The sequence below is a fragment of the Kitasatospora purpeofusca genome (genome assembly GCF_036010405.1).
Lineage (GTDB): Bacteria > Actinomycetota > Actinomycetes > Streptomycetales > Streptomycetaceae > Kitasatospora > Kitasatospora purpeofusca.
The window spans coordinates 5,485,062-5,503,722 of the sequence record NZ_CP108561.1; the positions used below are offsets into that span (position 1 = coordinate 5,485,062).

General features: G+C 73.9%; 8 protein-coding genes. 7 read left to right on the forward strand and 1 reads right to left on the reverse strand.

Going from position 1 to position 18,661, the window contains the following annotated elements; genetic code table 11:
* Positions 1–213: 213 nt before the first annotated feature.
* Positions 214–1,008, forward strand: coding sequence for a hypothetical protein (locus OG715_RS24175; RefSeq protein WP_266270970.1), 795 nt, complete (start codon positions 214–216; stop codon positions 1,006–1,008).
* Here OG715_RS24175 and OG715_RS24180 read toward each other — a convergent pair.
* Entirely contained in the window at positions 940–2,478 is a 1,539-nt protein-coding gene (locus OG715_RS24180; RefSeq protein ID WP_266270971.1) for an MFS transporter, read from the reverse strand. The genes OG715_RS24175 and OG715_RS24180 overlap by 69 nt on opposite strands.
* Positions 2,479–2,606: 128 nt before the next feature.
* On the opposite strand from OG715_RS24180, the gene OG715_RS24185 reads away from it, so the two are divergent.
* From OG715_RS24185 to OG715_RS24210, 6 genes are all read left to right on the forward strand, one after another.
* Entirely contained in the window at positions 2,607–3,605 is a 999-nt protein-coding gene (locus OG715_RS24185; RefSeq protein WP_266270972.1) for an Lrp/AsnC family transcriptional regulator, read from the forward strand.
* Between the two features lie 179 nt (positions 3,606–3,784).
* Entirely contained in the window at positions 3,785–4,663 is an 879-nt protein-coding gene (locus tag OG715_RS24190; protein WP_266270974.1) for a sterol desaturase family protein, read from the forward strand.
* A gap of 200 nt (positions 4,664–4,863) precedes the next feature.
* Positions 4,864–14,391, forward strand: a complete 9,528-nt coding sequence (locus OG715_RS24195; RefSeq protein ID WP_266270976.1) for a non-ribosomal peptide synthetase/type I polyketide synthase — start codon at positions 4,864–4,866, stop codon at positions 14,389–14,391.
* A gap of 88 nt (positions 14,392–14,479) precedes the next feature.
* Entirely contained in the window at positions 14,480–15,670 is a 1,191-nt protein-coding gene (locus OG715_RS24200) for a cytochrome P450 (RefSeq protein ID WP_266270977.1), read from the forward strand.
* A 95-nt stretch (positions 15,671–15,765) separates the two neighbouring features.
* On the forward strand, positions 15,766–17,532 hold the full coding sequence (locus OG715_RS24205) for a phytoene desaturase family protein (protein WP_266270978.1): 1,767 nt from the start codon (positions 15,766–15,768) through the stop codon (positions 17,530–17,532).
* Positions 17,529–18,587, forward strand: coding sequence for an MDR family NADP-dependent oxidoreductase (locus tag OG715_RS24210; protein WP_266270979.1), 1,059 nt, complete (start codon positions 17,529–17,531; stop codon positions 18,585–18,587). The genes OG715_RS24205 and OG715_RS24210 overlap by 4 nt, the downstream gene beginning before the upstream one ends.
* The last annotated feature ends 74 nt before the right edge of the window (positions 18,588–18,661 follow it).

The following is an 18,661-nucleotide window of genomic DNA, read 5'->3' on the forward strand; positions in this document are numbered from 1 at the left end:
GGTGCAGGTCGACTACCCGGGCCCGGCCCGGACGGTGGTGCTGACCCTTCCCGACTGTCCCCGAGGCCGTACCTCACCTTCGTCGTCGACGGTGGCGACGCGGCCGGGCGCATGAGGACGGACCACGCACCACCCTGCTCGACCAGGAGAAGCTGACGCCCTTCCAGCAGGACCGTGTGGTCGGTCCTGCTGGCGAGGCCGAAGCTCCGCTCATTGGTCGCCAGCACCTCCCGGCCGCCGTCCTCCGTGTGCCGGACCAAGCGGAACACGGCCCAGTGGTCGAGGACCGGGAGTTTCCGTCTCGGTCTGGCCGACCACGACGGCCAGGAATTCGGCGACCACACGATCTGGCTGATCAATGGTCGGCAGCGGGTTCTGCTCTGGGGCGGACGCCAGGATGCCTCGCTCGGCTCGGTCACGGTGCGGACCGAGGACTGCCACACGGAGTGGCGGCAGACGCTGCTGCCGCTCGAGGCGGCGCGGGAACTGGTGGGTCGGGTCGACGGGCGGGGCTACGAGGTCCTGCGCCGCTCCGGGCCCCCGGCGGTGCTGAGGGTCCAGCAGATCGGGCGGGACGCAGGGTTCCTGTCGGTCCGTACCGGCGGCGTGCGGGTCTCCGCCAGGGATGGGCGGGAGCTCTGCGGCACGGTGCCGGTCGGCTTCCCGGAGGCGGACCGTCCCGAGTTGATCGAGGTGCAGTCCTCCGGACGTTGGCGGCTGGAGACGGTGCCGCCGGCAGGGGTGCCCGCCTTCGACCGTGCGGCGTCCGGGGTGGGCTGCGCGGGGGTCCGCTGGACCGGGGGTGAAGGCCGGCTGACTGTCCGGCCCGCAGGGAAGCAGTCGGTCTCGGCGGTCGTACTGGACGACCGGTTGAACCGGCTCGGCCGTACCGTCGGACACGGGAGCCGGTTCGACCGGTCGCCGGACGAGCCCGCTCGGCTACGGCCGGGCTGCCTGGTGGCGGTCGAGGACGGTTTCCACTCGGGCTGGCGCCTGGCCGTCCGATGAACCGTCCGCCGGACCCGCCCGCTCCGGGCGGCGCCGCAGCAGCACCGCGACCAGCGCGGCGCCCGCCAGGGCGGTGAGGCCGGCGGCCAGCAGGGTGCGGTCGAGGCCGGTGGCGAAGGCGGTCCGGAGCAGTTCCCCGGGCAGCCCGGCCGGGGGCCGGCCGGAGGCCAGCGCGCCGGCGGTGGCCTCCGGGTCGGGTCCGGCCGCCGGGTGCCCGGCCAGGGCGTCGCGCAGGCCGCCGTGCAGGACGAGGCCGAGGACGGCGATGCCGAGTGCCTGGCCGAGCTGCCGGAAGGTGTTGAGGGCGCCGCCGGCCATGCCGCCGCGCTCGGGCGGGACGGCCGCCATCGCGGCGGACGCCAGGACCGGGCTGACCGCACCGACCCCGAGGCCGGTCAGGGCGAGGCCGGGCAGCAGGGCGGCCCAGCCCGAGGAGCCGTCCAGGACGCCCTGCAGCAGCGTGCCGAGACCGATCACGGCCAGTCCGCCGGCCAGCGGCACCGCGACCGGCAGCGCGGCGAGCCGGCGACCCGCCAGCGCCGGTACGGCGAAGGCGACGACGCTCATCGGCAGCAGGGTGAGCCCGGCGGCCATCGGGCCGAGGCCGAGTGCCGACTGCAGCCACAGCGAGATGTACGGCATACCGGAGAAGGCGGTGGCCGAGTAGACGGCGCCGCACAGCAGGACCCCGGTGAAGGCCGGCCGGCGCAGCAGCGCGGGCGCCAGCAGCGGGTCCGGGCTGCGCCGTTCGACCAGCACGAACACGGTGAGCGCCACGACCGAGGCGGTGCCCGCGCCCAGGACGGCGGGTGAGGTCCAGCCGTCCGCCCCGCCGCGGATCAGCGCCAGTACGGCCGCCCCGGCCGCGACGGTGAAGGCCGCGGCGCCGGGCAGGTCGAGCCGGCGGGCAGCGGGGTCGCGGGACTCCGGCAGTGTCCGCCGGGCCAGCACCACGGCGGCGAGCGCGAGCGGCAGGTTCACCAGGAAGATCGACCGCCAGCCCAGGTACTCGGTGAGCAGGCCGCCGGCCACCGGCCCGACGGCCGCCGCCGCGCCGCTGACGGAGCCCCAGACGCCGAAGGCCACCGCCCGGTCGCGGCCCCGGTAGGAGAGGTTGAGCAGCGCCATCGCGGTGGCGAACATCGCCGCGCCGCCACCCGCCTGGACGATCCGCGCCCCCACCAGGGTGGCGCCGTCCGGGGCGAGGCCGCAGGCCGGCGAGGCGAGCGCGAACACCGCCAGGCCCACCGTGTACACCCGTCGGCGGCCCACCCGGTCGGCGAGGGCGCCGAGGCCGAGCAGCAGCGCGGCCAGCGCCAGCGCGTAGCCGTCGAGCACCCACTGCAGGCCGTCGAAGTCCATGTCCAGCCCGGTACCGATGTCCGGCAGGGCCACGATCACGATGCTGACATCGGTCAGCAGCATGAACACCCCGAGGCAGACCGCCACCAGCGGTCCCCATTTGCGCATCCCCGTCGCCCCTCGCCCAGGCCCGGCCGTTGTGGCCGGACGCCCCGTCACTCTCGGCCCGGCGGCCGCTCCCGCGCCGCCCGCGGGGGTGGTTCCGGTGGATCTCGACACCGCCTACCATCCGGCTGGTGGAAACCGTGACGCTGGACGGGCTGGACCGGGCGCTGCTGCACGCCCTGCACGTGGACGGCCGGGCGCCGTTCCGGCGGATCGCCGAGGTGCTGGGGGTGTCCGACCAGACGGTCGCCCGCCGCTACCAGCGGCTGCGCGCCGCCGGGGTGGTGCGGGTGGTGGGGCGGACCGACGCCCGCTCGCTCGGCCAGGTCGACTGGCTGACCCGGATCCGGTGCGTGCCCGACGCGGCCGCCCCGCTCGCGGAGGCGCTGGCCCGGCGGCCGGACACCTCCTGGGTGAGCCTGCTGTCCGGCGGCGAGATCGTCTGCAACGCCCGCGGGCGGCTGCGGCCGGAGCGCGAGGAACTCCTGCTCGGCGCCCTGCCCCGGAGCCCGCGGGTGCTGTCGGTCTCCGCGCACTACCTGCTGCGCACCTACGTCGGCGGGCAGGTGGCGTGGAGCGGGCGGACCTCGGCGCTGACCGAGGGGCAGATCGGCCGGCTCCGCGCCGCGGCGACGGCTGGGGCGGGGGCGGCGGAAACGGGCGGACCAGCTGTTCCGGACGGGCTGGACCGGTCGCTGCTGGCGGCGCTCGCGCTGGACGGGCGGGCCCCGCTGGCCGCGCTGGCGGCCGGCGCCGGGAGCCCGGAGACGACGGTGCGCCGACGGCTGGCCGCGCTGGTCGACGGCGGACTGCTCTTCTTCGACGTGGACGTCGACCCCCGCCCGCTCGGCTTCGAGGTGGAGGCGTTCTGCTGGCTGACGGTGGCGCCGGGGCGGCTGGCGGCGGTCGGACGGGCGATGGCGGAGCACCCGGAGGTCGGCTTCGTGGCGGCGACCACCGGGCCGAGCAACCTGGTGGCGGGGCTGGTCTGCCGGGACACCGGGGCGTTCTACGACTACCTGACGCAGGGGCTGGGCGAACTGGAGGAGGTGGTCGCGGTGGAGACGGCTCCGCTGCTCCGGAGCGTCAAACGTGCCGGGATGATGATTCCGTCATCGAATAATCCATAAAGCCTGCCCCTGGCCGGATCATCGCTGATTCTGGCCAATTATTTGTCTACAGATCATAAGACAAATCGAGAATTCCATGATTCCCCTCGAAAATACCTCGCCATGACTTCGGGGCACCCTTAGTATCTGAACGAACACTTCTGGTGACCGTTCGGCCGCGCGCGGCGAAGGGGGGTGTCATGGGCGAACAGCTTCGAACCGTGCTGCGCCATGCCGCCTACCCGTTCCTGCTGGTCACCCTGGTCGGGATAGCCGTCGCGGCCCTGCGCCTGCGCTGGGATCTCGACCGGGTGAACCAGCTCTTCCTGATCGGCGTGATCGCTTTCATGGCCCTGCTCGAACGGTTGATTCCGTACGAACCGGAATGGTCTCCGAGCGTGCGCGAGTGGGGCTGGTACGGCGTCTACTTCCTGCTGACGATGATCGGCGGGGCACTGTCCCAGGTGCCCGTGGCGGCCCTCGTCGGCTGGTTGGCCCCGCCCCGGTCGGCGCTTCCGCCCTGGGTGGAGATCCCGGCCGCGCTGCTGCTCGGATCGCTGGCCAACTACCTGGTCCACCGCTGGTGCCACACCAGTCCGCGGCTCTGGCGGCTGCACGGCGTCCACCACGTCCCCGACAAGGTGAACGTCGGCAACAACGGGGTCAACCACCTGCTGGACGTGCTGCTCACCCAGGGCGCCGTCCAGCTCGCGCTGGCCGCGGCCGGGTTCTCGGTGCCGACGGTGTTCGTGGTCGGCCTGTTCGTCGTCGCCCAGGGCTACTTCGTGCACGCCAACATCGACGTCCGGATCGGCCCGCTCAACCACGTGCTCGCCGGTCCCGAGCAGCACCGCCTGCACCACAGCACCGATCTGGCGGAGGCCGGGCACTACGGCTCCGACCTGTCGGTCTGGGACCACGCGTTCGGCAGCTTCACCTGGCGGCCCGGTCGCCGGCCGCTCGCGGTGGGGCTGGCGGATCCGGCCGACTTCCCCGCCACCGGCCGGGTGGTCGCCAGCCATCTCCAGGCCTGGCGCCGCCCCGCCCGGGCCGAGGGGTCCCCGACCGGTACCACCTGAGCCGCCCCGTCCGTCCCAGCCCTGCCCCGCCCTGCCCGCCCCGGTTCCTCTGCTCCTCCCGACCGGCTCGCCCCTTCGGCCGACCCGGATTCCGGCCTGCCCGGAAGCCGGCGCGCGGCCGCTGTCCCCCGGCCCGCGCGGCGCTCCCGCAGCCCGCCCGCCCGCGCGCGCGAACGCAGCGACCCAAGGACTCGACTCCTATGACGGATTCCCGCTTCGTCAGCTCCCCGGACCTCCCCGAACGTCCCGAATCCTCCGAACGCTCCGAACACCCTGTCCCAAGCGGCCCGTCCGCCGCGCCGGGCGCCGGTCGGGAGAAGATCGCGATCATCGGGATCGGCTGCCGCCTGCCCGGCGGGGCCAGCGACCACCGCACCTACTGGCAGAACCTCCTCGACGGCAAGGACTGCATCACCCCGACCCCGCGCAGCCGCTACGACGTCGCCACCCTCGGCAGCCGGGACAAGGCCAAGCCCGGCCGGCTGGTCGGCGGCCGGGGCGGCTACATCGACGGCTTCGACGAGTTCGACCCGGCGTTCTTCGGCATCAGCGGCCGCGAGGCCGACCACATGGACCCGCAGCAGCGGAAGCTGCTGGAGGTGGCCTGGGAGGCACTGGAGGACGGCGGACAGAAGCCGGCCGAACTGGCGGGCCGTGAGGTCGGCGTCTACGTCGGCGCGTTCACCCTGGACTACAAGATCGTCCAGTTCTCGGACCTCTCCTTCGAGACCCTCGCCGCGCACACCGCCACCGGCACCATGATGACGATGGTGTCGAACCGCATCTCGCACTGCTTCGACTTCCGCGGCCCCAGCGTCTCCCTCGACACCGCCTGCTCCTCCTCCCTGGTCGCCGTCCACCTCGCCGTGCAGAGCCTGCAGCGCGGCGAGACCGACCTCGCCCTGGCCGGCGGCACCCTGCTGCACATCGCCCCGCAGTACACGATCGCGGAGACCAAGGGCGGCTTCCTCTCCCCGCAGGGCCGCTCCCGCACCTTCGACGCGGCGGCCGACGGCTACGTCCGGGCCGAGGGCGTCGCCGTGGTCGCGCTCAAACGGCTCTCCGACGCGCTGCGCGACGGCGACCCGGTCCACGCCGTGGTCATCGGCAGCGGCGTCAACCAGGACGGCCGCACCAACGGCATCACCGTGCCCAACCCGGACGCCCAGGTCACCCTGATCGAGAGGGTCTGCGCCGAGGCCGGGATCGTCCCCGGCAGCCTCCAGTACGTCGAGGCGCACGGCACCTCCACTCCGGTCGGCGACCCGATCGAGGCGGGCGCCCTGGCCCGGGCCCTCGCCGTCGGGCGCCGCCCGGGCGACAAGTGCTACGTCGGCTCGGTCAAGACCAACATCGGGCACACCGAGTCGGCCTCCGGCCTGGCCGGGCTGATCAAGTCCGCACTCGCCCTCAAGCACCGGACGGTGCCGCCGCACATCAACCTGGAGCGGCTCAACCCGGCGATCGACCGGGCCGCCCTGCCGTACGAGATCCCCACCGAGGTCACCCCCTGGCCGGAGCACGAGGGCCCGGCCCGGGCCGGGGTCAACTCCTTCGGCTTCGGCGGGACCAACGCCCATGTCCTGCTGGAGGCCGCGCCGGAGCCGGTGCCCGCTCCCGTCGACGAGGCCGTCACCGCCGCTGCCGATGCCGACACCACCGCCCACGGACCGGTCGCGGGAGGACCGGCCGCCGGCCGCCCGCTCTGGACGGTGCTGCCGCTGACCGCCAGGGAGGCCGCCGCCCTGCCCGAACTGGCCGCCGGGGTCCAGGCCGAACTGGCCGGTGTCCGAGGCGGCAGCCCGGCCCGCCCGGCCGACCTCGGCCACACCCTCGCCCACCGCCGCCAGCACCACGACGCCCGGCTCTCGGTCGTCTACGACGCCCGCGAGCACGCCGCCCGCGCCTCGCTCGACGAGGCCCTCACCGCGCATCTGCGCGGCGAACCGCACCCCCGGGTCCTCACCGGCCAGCGGCGCGAGGCCCGGCACCGCCGACTGGCCTGGGTCTTCACCGGGATGGGCCCGCAGTGGTGGGCGATGGGCCGCCGGCTGCTCGCCACCGAACCGGTCTACCGGGAGGCCGTCGAGGCGTGCGCCGAGCACCTCGCCGAGCTGGCCGGCTGGTCGCTGATCGACGAGCTCACCGCCGACGAGGCGGCGTCCCGGATGGCCGAGACCTGGCTCGCCCAGCCCGCCAACTTCGCCGTCCAGACCGGCCTGGCCGCGCTCTGGCGCAGCCGGGGCGTGCGGCCGGACGCGATCGTCGGCCACTCCACCGGCGAGGTCGCGGCCTTCTACGAGGCCGGGGTCTACGACCTCGCCGACGCGGTCAAGGTGGTGTTCCACCGCAGCCGCCTCCAGCAGGAGCTGGCCGGCACCGGCGGCATGCTCGCGGTCTCGCTCACCGAGGCCGAGGCGCTGCGCCGGATCCGCCCGTACGGGGGCGGGGTCTCGGTCGCCGCCGTGAACAGCCCCACCGCGCTCACCCTCGCGGGGGACGCCCCCGCCCTCGCCGAACTGGCCGCCGCGCTCACCGCCGAGCAGGTCTTCGCCCGGCCGCTGACCGTCGAAGTCCCGTACCACAGCGCCCGGATGGAGCTGATCAAGGACGAGCTGCTGGAGTCGCTCGCCGACATCAAGGCCCGCCCGGCGCAGACCCCGCTCTACCTCACCGGCCGCGAGGGCACCGCTCGCGGCACCGAGCTGGACGCCGGGTACTGGTGGCACAACGTCCGCGACAGCGTGCGCTTCCGGCAGGCCGTGGAGCGGCTCGCCGACGACGGCTACGGCCTCTTCCTGGAGATCGGCCCGCACCCGGTGCTCGGCCGCTCGATCCAGGAGACCGTCGAGGCCCACCCGGGCACGGCCGACCGGCCCGAGCCGAGGACCCTGCCCTCGATCCGCCGCCAGGAGGACGAACAGGCCACCTTCACCGCCTCGCTGGCCGCGCTCCACAACCTCGGCGTCGAGGTCGACTGGTCGGTGCTCCAGCCCGCCGGGCGGATCGTCCCGCTGCCCCGCTACCCGTTCCGGCGCGACCGGCACTGGGTCGAGCCGAAAGCGGTCGCCGAGGTCCGGCAGGGGCTGGTCGACCACCCGCTGCTCGGCCGCCGGCTGCCCGGTGCCGAACCGGCCTGGGAGGCCCGGCTGGACGCCGAGGCCCTGCCCTACCTGGAGGACCACCGGATCCAGGGCGACGTGGTGTTCCCGGCCGCGGGCTATCTGGAGATGGCCGTCCAGGCGGTCCGCGCCCTCACCGGCGGGACGGACGCCGCCCTGGCCGACATCGAGCTGCGCAAGGCGCTGCTGCTGCCGGACGACGGGAGCCGCGCCGTCCGGCTCACCCTCTGCGCCGAGCAGGGCGCCTTCACCGTCGCCACCGGCGAGGGCGGCGAGTGCACCGTGCACGCCGTCGGCACCGTCCGCCCCGGCCAGCGCCGCCGGCCCGGTCGGCCGCTGGACGCGGAAGCGGTCCGCGGGCGGGCGCTGCGCCGGCTCGCCGGGCCGGACTGCTACGCCGGACTCGCCGCGCTCGGCTACCACTACGGCCCCGCCTTCCAGGGCATCGAGGAGGTCTGGATCGGCCCCGGCGAGGCCCTGGCCCGGGTCCGTCCGCCCGCCCCGGTCGCCGGGCAGGGCGGGCAGCACCAGGTGCACCCGGTGGTGATGGACGCCTTCTTCCAGACCCTGCTGACGCCCCAGCTGCTGGCCGACCGGCCGTCGGAGGGCCGGGGGATCCGGCTGCCGGTGGCGATCGGGGAGGTCCGGCTGGACGCGGTCGGCGACCGCCCGCTCTGGGTGCACGCCACCGTCACCCGGGACGCCGGCGCCGAACTCCTCGGCGACCTCGCGGTGTACGAGGAGCAGGGCGCCCCGCTCGGCGGGGTCACCGGCTTCCGGGCCGCCGACGTCGAGCGGGCCGCCACCTCGGTCGGCCTCGGCACCATCGACGGCTGGCTCGCCGAACCGGCCTGGGCGGAGCTGCCGGCCGCCGGCGACACCCCGGACCTGCTGGCCGAACACCCCGACCACTGGCTGCTGTTCGCCGACGGCGGCGGGGTCGCGGACGCCCTGGCCGAGCGGATCGCCGCGCGCGGCGGCAGCTGCCTGCGGGTCCGACCCGGCCCCGGCTACCGGGCCGCCGCCGACGGCCGCCCGGCCACCGTCGAGCCGGGCTCGGCCGGGGACCTCGCCCGGCTGCTCGCCGACCGGCGGGCCGAGGGCGCCCCCGACCCGGCCGCCGCGGTCCACCTGTGGAACCTCGACCGCCCGGCGCTCGCCACCGCCGACCGCGCCACCGTGGCCGACCACACCGCCCCCGGCGCCTACAGCCTGGTCACGCTCGCCGCCCTGCTGGAGGCCGAACTCCCGGACTGCCGCCTCCATGTGGTCACCCGTGCCGCGCAGGCCGTCGCCCCCGGCGAACCCGTCGAGCCCCTGGCCGCCCCGGCCTGGGGCATCACCCGGGTGCTGCGGCACCAGGAGCTCCCCACCCATCAGGGCAAACTCGTCGACCTCCCCGCCCCGGGCGCCGACGCGGACGCCGAGGCCGAGGCACTGCTGCGCGAGTTCGCGCTGGCCGACGAGGACGAGATCGCGCTGCGCGGCGGCCGGCGGCTGACCAGCCGGCTCCGGACCGCCGAGGGGCTCAGCCGCCCGCTGGCGCCGAGGCTGCGGGCGGACGGCGCCTACCTGGTGACCGGGGCGTTCGGGGCGCTCGGGCAGCTGCTCTGCCGCACGCTGGTGAAGCGCGGCGCCCGGCGGCTGATCCTGGTCGGCCGCAGCACGCCGCCGCCGCGCGAGCTGTGGCGCACGCTCGACCCGGAGAGCCGGGACGGGCAGCGGGCGGCCTTCCTGCGCGAACTGGAGGAGCTCGGGGCCGAGGTCGTCCCGGCCGCGCTGGACGTCACCGACGAGGCCGCGCTGGCCGCCTGGCTGGCCGGGTACCGCCGGCTGGAACGGCCGCCGGTCCGGGGCGTCTTCCACCTCGCCGGGCAGGTCAAGGACACCCTGGTCGGCGAGCTGGACCGGTCGGACTTCGACACGGTGTACGGCCCCAAGGTGCTCGGCGCCTTCGCCCTGCACCGGCAGCTGGCCGGGGAGCCGCTCGACCACTTCGTGCTGTTCGCCTCGATCGCCTCCCTGCTGACCACCGCCGGCCAGACCAACTACGCCGCCGGCAACGCCTTCCTGGACGCGCTCGCCCATCACCGCCGGGCGCTCGGCCTGCCCGCGCTGAGCCTGGACTGGGGCCCCTGGGCCACCGGGATGATCGAGGAGCTCGGCCTGGTCGACCACTACCGGCACAGCCGGGGCATGAGCTCGCTCGCCCCGGAGACCGGTATGGCCGTGCTGGAGCGGGTGCTCGGCCAGGACCGCGCCCAGCTGCTGGTCGCCACCGTGGTCGACTGGCCGGTCTTCCTCTCCTGGTACCCGGCCCCGCCGCCGCTGGTGACCGAACTCGCCGCGGCCGCCCGGGAGTCCGCGCCGGCCGTCGAGCGGACCGGGCTGCTGGACACCCTGCGGACGGCCGGCGAGGAGGAGCGGCGGTCGCTGCTCACCGGGCTGTTCGCCGAGCTGGCCGCCACCGTGCTGCGGGTGCCGGCCGACCGGATCGACCCGGCCGCCGGCCTCGGCGGCCTCGGCCTGGACTCGCTGCTGGCGATGGAGCTGCGGGCCCGGCTGAGCGGCGAACTCGGGGTCACCCTCCCGGTGGTGGCGCTGCTCGGGAACGCGCCGGTGGCCGAGCTGGTCGCCCGGCTGCACGAGTCGCTGACCGAGCTGCTGGACGAGGAGCCGACCGGTCCGGGGGCGGCCGGGGTGGAGCGCTACGAGGACGAGTCGGCCCACCCGCTGACCCACAACCAGAAGGCGCTCTGGTTCCTCAAGCAGCTCAACCCGGACGGCTTCGCCTACAACATCGGCGGCGCGGTCGAGGTGCGGGCGGAGCTGGAGCCCGAGCTGATGGCGACGGCCTTCCGGGCGATGGTCGAGCGCCACCCGAGCCTGCGGGCGAACTTCACGCTCGACGCCGGCCGGGCGGTGCAGCGGATCTCCGCCGAGGTGGAGCCGGACTTCGACGTCTTCGACGTCGAGCACCTGGCCTGGGACGACATCCACGCGATGATCGTCCGCGAGTACCGCAGACCGTACGACCTGGAGCGGGACCCTCTCGTGCGGTTCCGGCTGTTCCGGCGCGGCCCGGCCCGCTGGGTGATCATGAAGGCCGTCCACCACATCATCTCGGACGCGATCTCCACCTTCACCTTCATCGAGGAGCTGCTGGCCGTCTACGAGGGGCTGCGCCGGGGCCGGTCGCCCGAGCTGCCCCCGGTCGCCGCCCGCTACCTGGACTTCCTCAACCAGCAGAACGCCTTCCTGGCCGGCCGCGAGGCGCCGAGGATGCTGGAGTACTGGCGTTCGCACCTGCCGGCCGAGGTGCCGCTGCTCAGCCTGCCGACGGACAAGCCCCGCCCGGCGGTGCAGACCCACAACGGCGCCTCCGAGTTCTTCGTCCTGGACGAGGAGCTCAGCGCCCGGGTCCACGCGCTCGCGCGCGCGCACAACGTCACCGTCTTCATGGTGCTGCTCAGCGCCTACTACCTGCTGCTGCACGCCTACGCCGGCCAGGAGGACATCATCGTCGGCAGCCCGGTGACGGGCCGCACCGACGAGGAGTTCGCCGGCGTCTACGGCTACTTCGTCAACCCGCTGCCGCTGCACGTCTCGCTGGCCGGCGGGCCGACCGTGGCCGAGCTGCTGGAGCGGGTGCGGACCACCGTGCTCGGCGGGCTGGACCAGCAGGAGTACCCGTTCGTGCTGCTGGTGGAGCAGCTCGGGCTGCAGCACGACCCGAGCCGCTCGGCGGTCTTCCAGGCGATGTTCATCCTGCTGCACCACAAGGTGGCCACCGAGAAGTACGGCTACCACCTGGAGTACATCGAACTCCCCGAGGAGGAGGGGCAGTTCGACCTCACCCTGTCCGCCTACGAGGACGAGGCGGAGCGCCGCTTCCACTGCGTCTTCAAGTACAACACCGACCTCTTCCTGCCCGCGACGACGGCGCGGATGGCGCGCCACTACGTCAATCTGCTCGACGCGCTGACCACGGCGGGGCCGGAGCGGGCGGCGACCGGTCTGGAGCTGCTCGGCGAGCGGGAGCGGGCCGTGGTGCTGCGGCAGTGGAGCGGCGCCGACCGGCGGGTGCCGTTCGCCGAGCCGGTCCACGAGCTGGTGCTGCGCGCGGCGGCGGCCGACCCGGCGGCGCCCGCGGTGGCGGTGCCGGCCGAGTCGGGCCCGACGGCCCGGCTGACCTACGGCGAGCTGGCCGCGCGCTCCCGGCGGGCCGCCGTCCGGCTGCGGGCACTGGGCGCCGGCCCGGGCACGGTGGTCGCGCTCTGCCTGGAGAAGTCGCCGGAGCTGATCGTGGCGCTGCTCGCGGTGCTCCGCACCGGCGCGGCCTACCTGCCGCTGGACCCGGGCCACCCGGTGGAGCGGCTGGCGTACCTGGTCGGCCACACCGGCGCCGGGCTGCTGGTCGGCGACGACCGCGAGCGGCTCGGCGGGCTCCCGGCCCGGCTGGTCACCACCGCCGAACTCGGCGCCGACGGGTCCGCCGGCGCCGACGACGCCGATGACGACGGCTTCGCCGACGTACCGGTGGGCCTCGACGATCCGGCCTACGTCATCCACACCTCCGGCTCCACCGGCCGGCCGAAGGCGGTACGGGTCTCCCACGGCAACCTCGCCTCGGCGTACCGGGCCTGGCAGGCCGAGTACCGCCTGGACACCGACGCCCGGACGCACCTCCAGATGGCCGGCCCCGCCTTCGACGTCTTCACCGGCGACGTGGTCCGCGCGCTGTGCTCCGGCGGCACCCTGGTGCTGGTCGGCCGGGAGCTGCTGTTCAACACCGCCCGGCTGTACGAGGTGATGCGCACCGAGCGGGTGGACGCCGCAGAGTTCGTCCCGGCGGTGGTCCGCACCGTGCTGGACCACTGCGAACGCACCGGCCGGGACTTGGCGTTCATGCGGCTGCTGGTGGTCGGCTCGGACGTCTGGAAGGTCGAGGAGTACCGGCGGCTGGGCGCCCTGTGCGGCCCGCTGACCAGGCTGGTCAACTCCTACGGGCTCACCGAGACCACCATCGACAGCGCGTACTTCGAGGGGCCGACGGACGGGCTGGAGCCCAGCCGGATGGTCCCGATCGGGCGGCCGTTCCCGAACAGCGCCTTCCACCTGCTCGACGACCGGGGCCGGCCGGTCCCGCCCGGGGTGACCGGGGAGCTGTGGATCGGCGGCTCCGGGGTGTCGCTCGGCTACCTCGGCGACGAGGAGCAGACGGCGCGCCGCTTCGCCACCCTGCCGCTCGGCGGCGCCGACGGCACCGAGCCGGTCCGGCTCTACCGCACCGGGGACCTCGCCCGCTGGGACGCCGACGGCGGGGTGCACCTGCTCGGCCGGGCCGATTCCCAGATCAAGGTGCGCGGCCACCGGATCGAGCTGGGCGAGATCGAGACCAGGCTGGCCGAATGGCCCGAGCTGGCCCGGGCGGTGGTCACCGTCAGGGCGGACCGGGGCGGCGAGCACGTGCTCTGCGCGTACTGCGTGCCGGCACCCGGCCGGACCTTCGACCACCGGGCGCTGCGCCGCCACCTGGCCGGGCAGCTGCCGACCTTCATGATCCCGACCCACTTCACCGAACTGCCCGCGCTGCCGCTCACCGCCAACGGCAAGGTGGACGTGGCGGCGCTGCCCGAGCCCCGGACGGACGCCGCCGAGGCCGCCGAGCCACCGGTCACCCTCTACGAGGTGCGGATGGCCGAGCACTGGCGCACGCTGCTCGGCATCGAGGAGCCGGGCCTCCAGCACGACTTCTTCGAGTCGGGCGGCTCCTCGATCCGACTGATCGAGCTGATCCACGGGCTCCAGGCCGAGTTCAACATCAGCATCCCGGTCAGCCAGCTGTTCAAGGTCACCACCCTGCACGGGATGGCGAAGACCGTGGAGCACATCATCACCGGCCGGATCGAGGGCGCCCAGCCCTACCTGGGCTTCAACCAGGAGCAGCGGCAGACGCTGTTCTGCTTCCCGCCGGCCGGCGGCCACGGGCTGGTGTACCGGCAGTTCGCGGCGCACCTGCCGGAGTACCGCACGATCGCCTTCAACTACGTGTCCGGGGACGACAAGGTCGACCAGTACGCCGACCTGGTCGAGGCGCTCCAGCCGGAGGGCCCGTGCGCGCTGCTGGGCTACTCGCTCGGCGGCAACCTCGCCTTCGAGGTCGCCAAGGAGCTGGAGCGGCGCGGCCGCGCGGTGCCCAATGTGGTGATCATGGACTCGCACCGGATCCCGGAGTCCTTCGACCTCGCCGACGAGCACCTCCAGGCCTTCGAGACCGAGCTCGCCGAGCACCTCCACCGGCACACCGGCTCCGCCGCCGTCGCCCGGGAGACCCGCGAACAGGCCCGGGACTACCTGCGGTTCTGCAGCCGCACCCCCAACCACGGGGTGGTCGCCGCCGCGCTCAGCGTGATCTCCGACGACGAGAAGGTGGCGCTCTACGAGGCCGGCCGGGACGGCGCCTGGCACGGCAGCTCGGCCACCCGGACGGCGGTTTTCAAGGGCTTCGGCACCCACGCCGAGATGCTCGACCGCGAGTTCATCGCCCACAACGCCGGGCTCGCCCGGTCGATCCTCACCGGAGCCGCCACCCATGCGTCCTGAGACGGCCCCCGGGCGGGCCCCGAGCCTGCCCGCCCCCGCCCGAGAGCCCGCCCGAGAGCCGGCCCCCGCACGAGAGACGGAACCGACCATGCTCCGGCAGCACCCGCCGCTGACCTATCCGTTCGAGCCCAACGGCCTCGAACTCGACCCCCGCTACGCCGAGTTGCGCGACCGGCCGCTGGTCCGGATCCGGATGCCGTACGGCGACGGAGCCTGGCTCGCCACCCGGTACGAGGACGTCCGGGCGGTGCTCGGCGACCCGAGGTTCAGCCTGGCCGCCGCCATGGGCGAGGACCAGCCCCGGATGCGCCCGGTCTCCCGCACCGGCGCCGGCCTGTTCTCCACCGAACCGCCCGAGCACACCCGGCTGCGCTCGCTGGTGGCCAAGGAGTTCAGCGCCCGCCGGGTGGAGCGGCTGCGGATCCGGGCCGAGGAGCTGGCCGACGAGCTGCTCGACGGCATCCTCGCCGCGGGCGCCCCGGCCGACCTGGTCGAGGACTTCGCGATCCCGATGCCGACCACCATCATCTGCGAGGTGCTCGGCATCCCCGCCGAGGACCACCGGATGCTCTGGCAGTGGGCCGAGACGGTGCTCTCCGCCGTCACCCCGGGCGAGGTGCTCGCGGTCGATGGTCAGGCGTTCATGGACTACATGGCCGGGGTGCTGGAGCTGCGCGGCCGCGAGCCCGGCGAGGACCTCCTCACCACCCTGGTCCGGGCCTGCCGCGAGCAGCGGCTGATCGGCGAGGAGGAACTCCTCTCCATCGCCTGCGACCTGCTGATCGCCGGCTTCGTCTCCACCACCAACCAGATCGGCAACTTCTTCCACCAGCTGCTGGTCAATCCCGAGGACCTGGCGCGACTGCGGGAGCGGCCCGAGCTGATCCCCAGGGCGGTCGAGGAGCTGATGCGCTACGTGCCGCTGCTCACCGGCTTCAGCCTGCCCCGGTACGCCACCGCGGACGTCGAGCTGGGCGGGGTGGTGATCCGGGCCGGCGAGGCGGTGATGATCGCGACCGCCGCCGCCAACCGGGACCCGGAGGTGTTCGAGGAGCCGGAGCGGCTGCTCCTCGACCGGCCGGGCAACCCGCACATCGGCTTCGGCCACGGCGTGCACTACTGCATCGGCGCGCACCTCGCCCGGCTGGAGCTGCAGGTGGCGATCGAGCGGGTGCTGACCCGGCTGCCCGGCCTGCGGCTGGCCGTTCCCGAGCGCGAACTGCGCTGGAAGGAGGCCTCGATGGTGAACGGTCTGCAGGCGCTCCCGATCGCCTGGTGACCGCCGCCGCGGGCGGCCCGACCAGGCCCGCCCAGTCGCCACCGGGCACCACCAGGCACCACCAGGCAAGGCAAGGACCACGAGGAAGGCCAGAAATGGCACGGCAGAAAGACACCGCACCCCGGCGGGAGTCGATGATCGTCATCGGCGGCGGTCTCGGCGGCCTGTCCACCGGGTGCTACGCCCGGATGAACGGCTACCGCACCAGGATCTTCGAGATGCACGAGATCCCCGGCGGCTCCTGCACCGGCTGGGACCGCAGCGACTTCACCTTCGACTGGTGCATCAGCTGGCTGCTCGGCAACGGGCCGGGCAACGAGATGTACCAGATCTGGCTCGAACTGGGCGCGCTCCAGGGCAAGGAGATGCGGCACTTCGACGTCTTCAACATCGTCCGGGGCCGGGACGGCCGGGCGGTCCGCTTCTACTCCGACCCGGACCGGCTGGAGGCGCACCTGCTCGGCCTCTCGCCGGCCGACGCCGCCCCGATCCGCGAGTTCTGCGCCGGGATCCGCACCTTCCGCAGGGCGCTCTCGGCCTATCCGTTCCTCAAGCCGGTCGGGCTGATGGGCCGGCTGGAGCGCTGGCGGATGCTGGCCTCCTTCGCCCCCCACTTCAACACCATCCGCAAGTCGATCACGCTGCTGATGACGGACTTCTCGCAGCGGTTCCGCGACCCGCTGCTGCGCGAGGCGTTCAACTTCATCCTCTACGAGAAGCACCCGGCCTTCCCGGTGCTGCCGTTCTACTTCCAGCTCGCCTCGCACGCCAACCACGCCGCCGGGGTGCCGGAGGGCGGTTCGCTGGCGCTGGCCCGGTCGATCGAGGAGCGCTACCTCGGTCTCGGCGGCGAGATCACCTACAACGCCAAGGTCGAGGAGATCCTGGTCGAGCGGGACCGCGCGGTGGGTGTGCGGCTCAGCGACGGCCGGGAGTTCCGCGCCGACATCGTGGTGTCCGCCGCCGACGGCCACACCACCGTGATGAAGCTGCTCAAGGGCCAGTACCTCAACGACACCTACCGGCGGCTCTACACCTCGTTGATCGACGAGCCGGGCCAGCTGTCGCCCGGGTACGTGTCGCTCTTCCTGGGGCTGCGCAAGCCCTTCCCCGAGGGCGACCCGTGCACCACCCACCTGCTGGGCGAGCGGGAGACGGCCGAGCTGACCGGGATCCGCTGCCCCTCGGTGAACGTGCAGTTCCGCACCCGGCACTACCCGGAGCTGGCACCGGAGAACTCCACCGTGGTGTTCGCGACGTACTTCTCCGACATCGCCCCCTGGCGGGCGCTGCACGAGGGCCCCGAGCAGTCCTCCCGGGTGCGGCGCGGCGAGGAGCTGCACACCCTGCCGGTCAAGCACGGCCGGGAGTACATGGCGGCCAAGCGGAAGGTCCGCAACGGCATCGTCGGCTTCCTGGACGAGCGCTACCCGGGCTTCAAGGACGCGGTGGCCGTCGCCGACGTGTCCACCCCGCTGACCCAGGTCCGCTACACGGGCGTCTACGACGGCACCTTTCCCGGCTGGAACCCCTTCGTGGAGGGGGCCGAGACGGTGGAGGAGGAGATCAAGAAGAGCGGTCCGGTGCTGCCCGGGCTGTCGAACTTCTACCTCTCCGGGGTCTGGGCGACCATCGGCGGGCTGATCCGGGCGGCCGCCGCCGGACGGCACGTCATGCAGTTCGTCTGCCGGGACGACGGGGTGGAGTTCACCGCCGAGATCGACCGGAGCGCCCCGATGCCGACCCACCTGGTGATCCCGGTGGGCCGGCCCGCGGAGCCGGAGCGGCGGACGGTGCCGCCCGCGAGCAAGGCCGCCACCAGTGAGGACAGCGAGAACGTGCAGACGGGAGCCCTGGCATGAGGATCGAGAAGTGGGTGGTCCGGGAGCACCTGGACGGTGTGCCCGACGTCAACCGCGTCTACGAGAAGGTGGTGGAGGACGTCCGGATCGACCTGCGGCCGGACGAGATGCTGTTCCGCACCAGGTACGTCTCGGTGGACCCGTACCAGAACGGCCTGGCACTGGAGACGCCGATCGGCCACCACATGGGCGCCGACTCGATCATGGAGGTGGTCGAGGCCGGCCCGGCGGCGGCGTTCGCGGTCGGGGACCTCGTGCAGGGCTTCGGCGGCTGGCGCACCCACGTCGTCCACAACGGTGCCGAGGAGCTGTGGACGACCGGCATCTTCCCGATGGTGTTCCCGGCCTACCGCCGGCTCGACCCGTCCTGGTACGACGAGCGGCTGCCGGTCTCCACCGCGCTCGGCATCATGGGCGCTCCCGGGATGACGGCCTGGGGCACGCTCACCCGCTTCCTGGAGGTCCGGCCCGGCGACACCGTGGTGGTCAGCGGCGCCTCGGGCTCGATCGGCACCCTGGTGGCCCAGTTGGCGAAGCGGGCCGGCGCCGGCCGGGTGGTCGGCACCACCGGCTCGCCGGGCAAGGCCGAGTACCTGCGCGAGCTGGGCTTCGACGAGGTGGTGCTCTACACCCAGGGCGACGACGCGGAGAAGGCCCGGCAGGCGCTGCTGCTCGCCGCACCGGACGGCGTCGACCGGTACTTCGACAACCTGGGCGGCACGGTCACCGACGCGGTGTTCACGATGCTGAACGTGGACAGCAGGGTGGCGGTCTGCTGGCAGTGGGCGACCACGGTGAACGGTGAGCTGAACGGGCCGAGGCTGCTGCCGTACATCATGTTCCCGCGCACCACGATCCGCGGCATCTTCGCCCAGGAGTGGTTCACCGAGCCGCTGTTGACGCGGATGCACCAGGAGCTGGGCGGGCTGGTCCGGGACGGGGAGATCCGCTTCCACCAGACCGTGCACAAGGGCTTCGACGGGATCCCGGCGGCCTACCGCAGCCTCTATCTGGACCGCGAGCACAACCGGGGCAAGGTGCTGGTCGAGGTCTGACCGGCTCGGGAGCCGGCCCCCGCCGAGCTCCGACCCGGTCCGCCGGCGGGAGGGGGTGCCCTCCCGCCGGCGGC

What these genes read in the sequence shown, in the direction of transcription:
- OG715_RS24180 (WP_266270971.1), bottom strand. Translation starts at nt 2,478, where the DNA reads ATGCGCAAATGGGGACCGCTGGTGGCGGTCTGCCTCGGGGTGTTCATG.
- OG715_RS24190 (WP_266270974.1), top strand. Translation starts at nt 3,785, where the DNA reads ATGGGCGAACAGCTTCGAACCGTGCTGCGCCATGCCGCCTACCCGTTC.
- OG715_RS24195 (WP_266270976.1), top strand. Translation starts at nt 4,864, where the DNA reads ATGACGGATTCCCGCTTCGTCAGCTCCCCGGACCTCCCCGAACGTCCC.
- OG715_RS24200 (WP_266270977.1), top strand. Translation starts at nt 14,480, where the DNA reads ATGCTCCGGCAGCACCCGCCGCTGACCTATCCGTTCGAGCCCAACGGC.
- OG715_RS24205 (WP_266270978.1), top strand. Translation starts at nt 15,766, where the DNA reads ATGGCACGGCAGAAAGACACCGCACCCCGGCGGGAGTCGATGATCGTC.
- OG715_RS24210 (WP_266270979.1), top strand. Translation starts at nt 17,529, where the DNA reads ATGAGGATCGAGAAGTGGGTGGTCCGGGAGCACCTGGACGGTGTGCCC.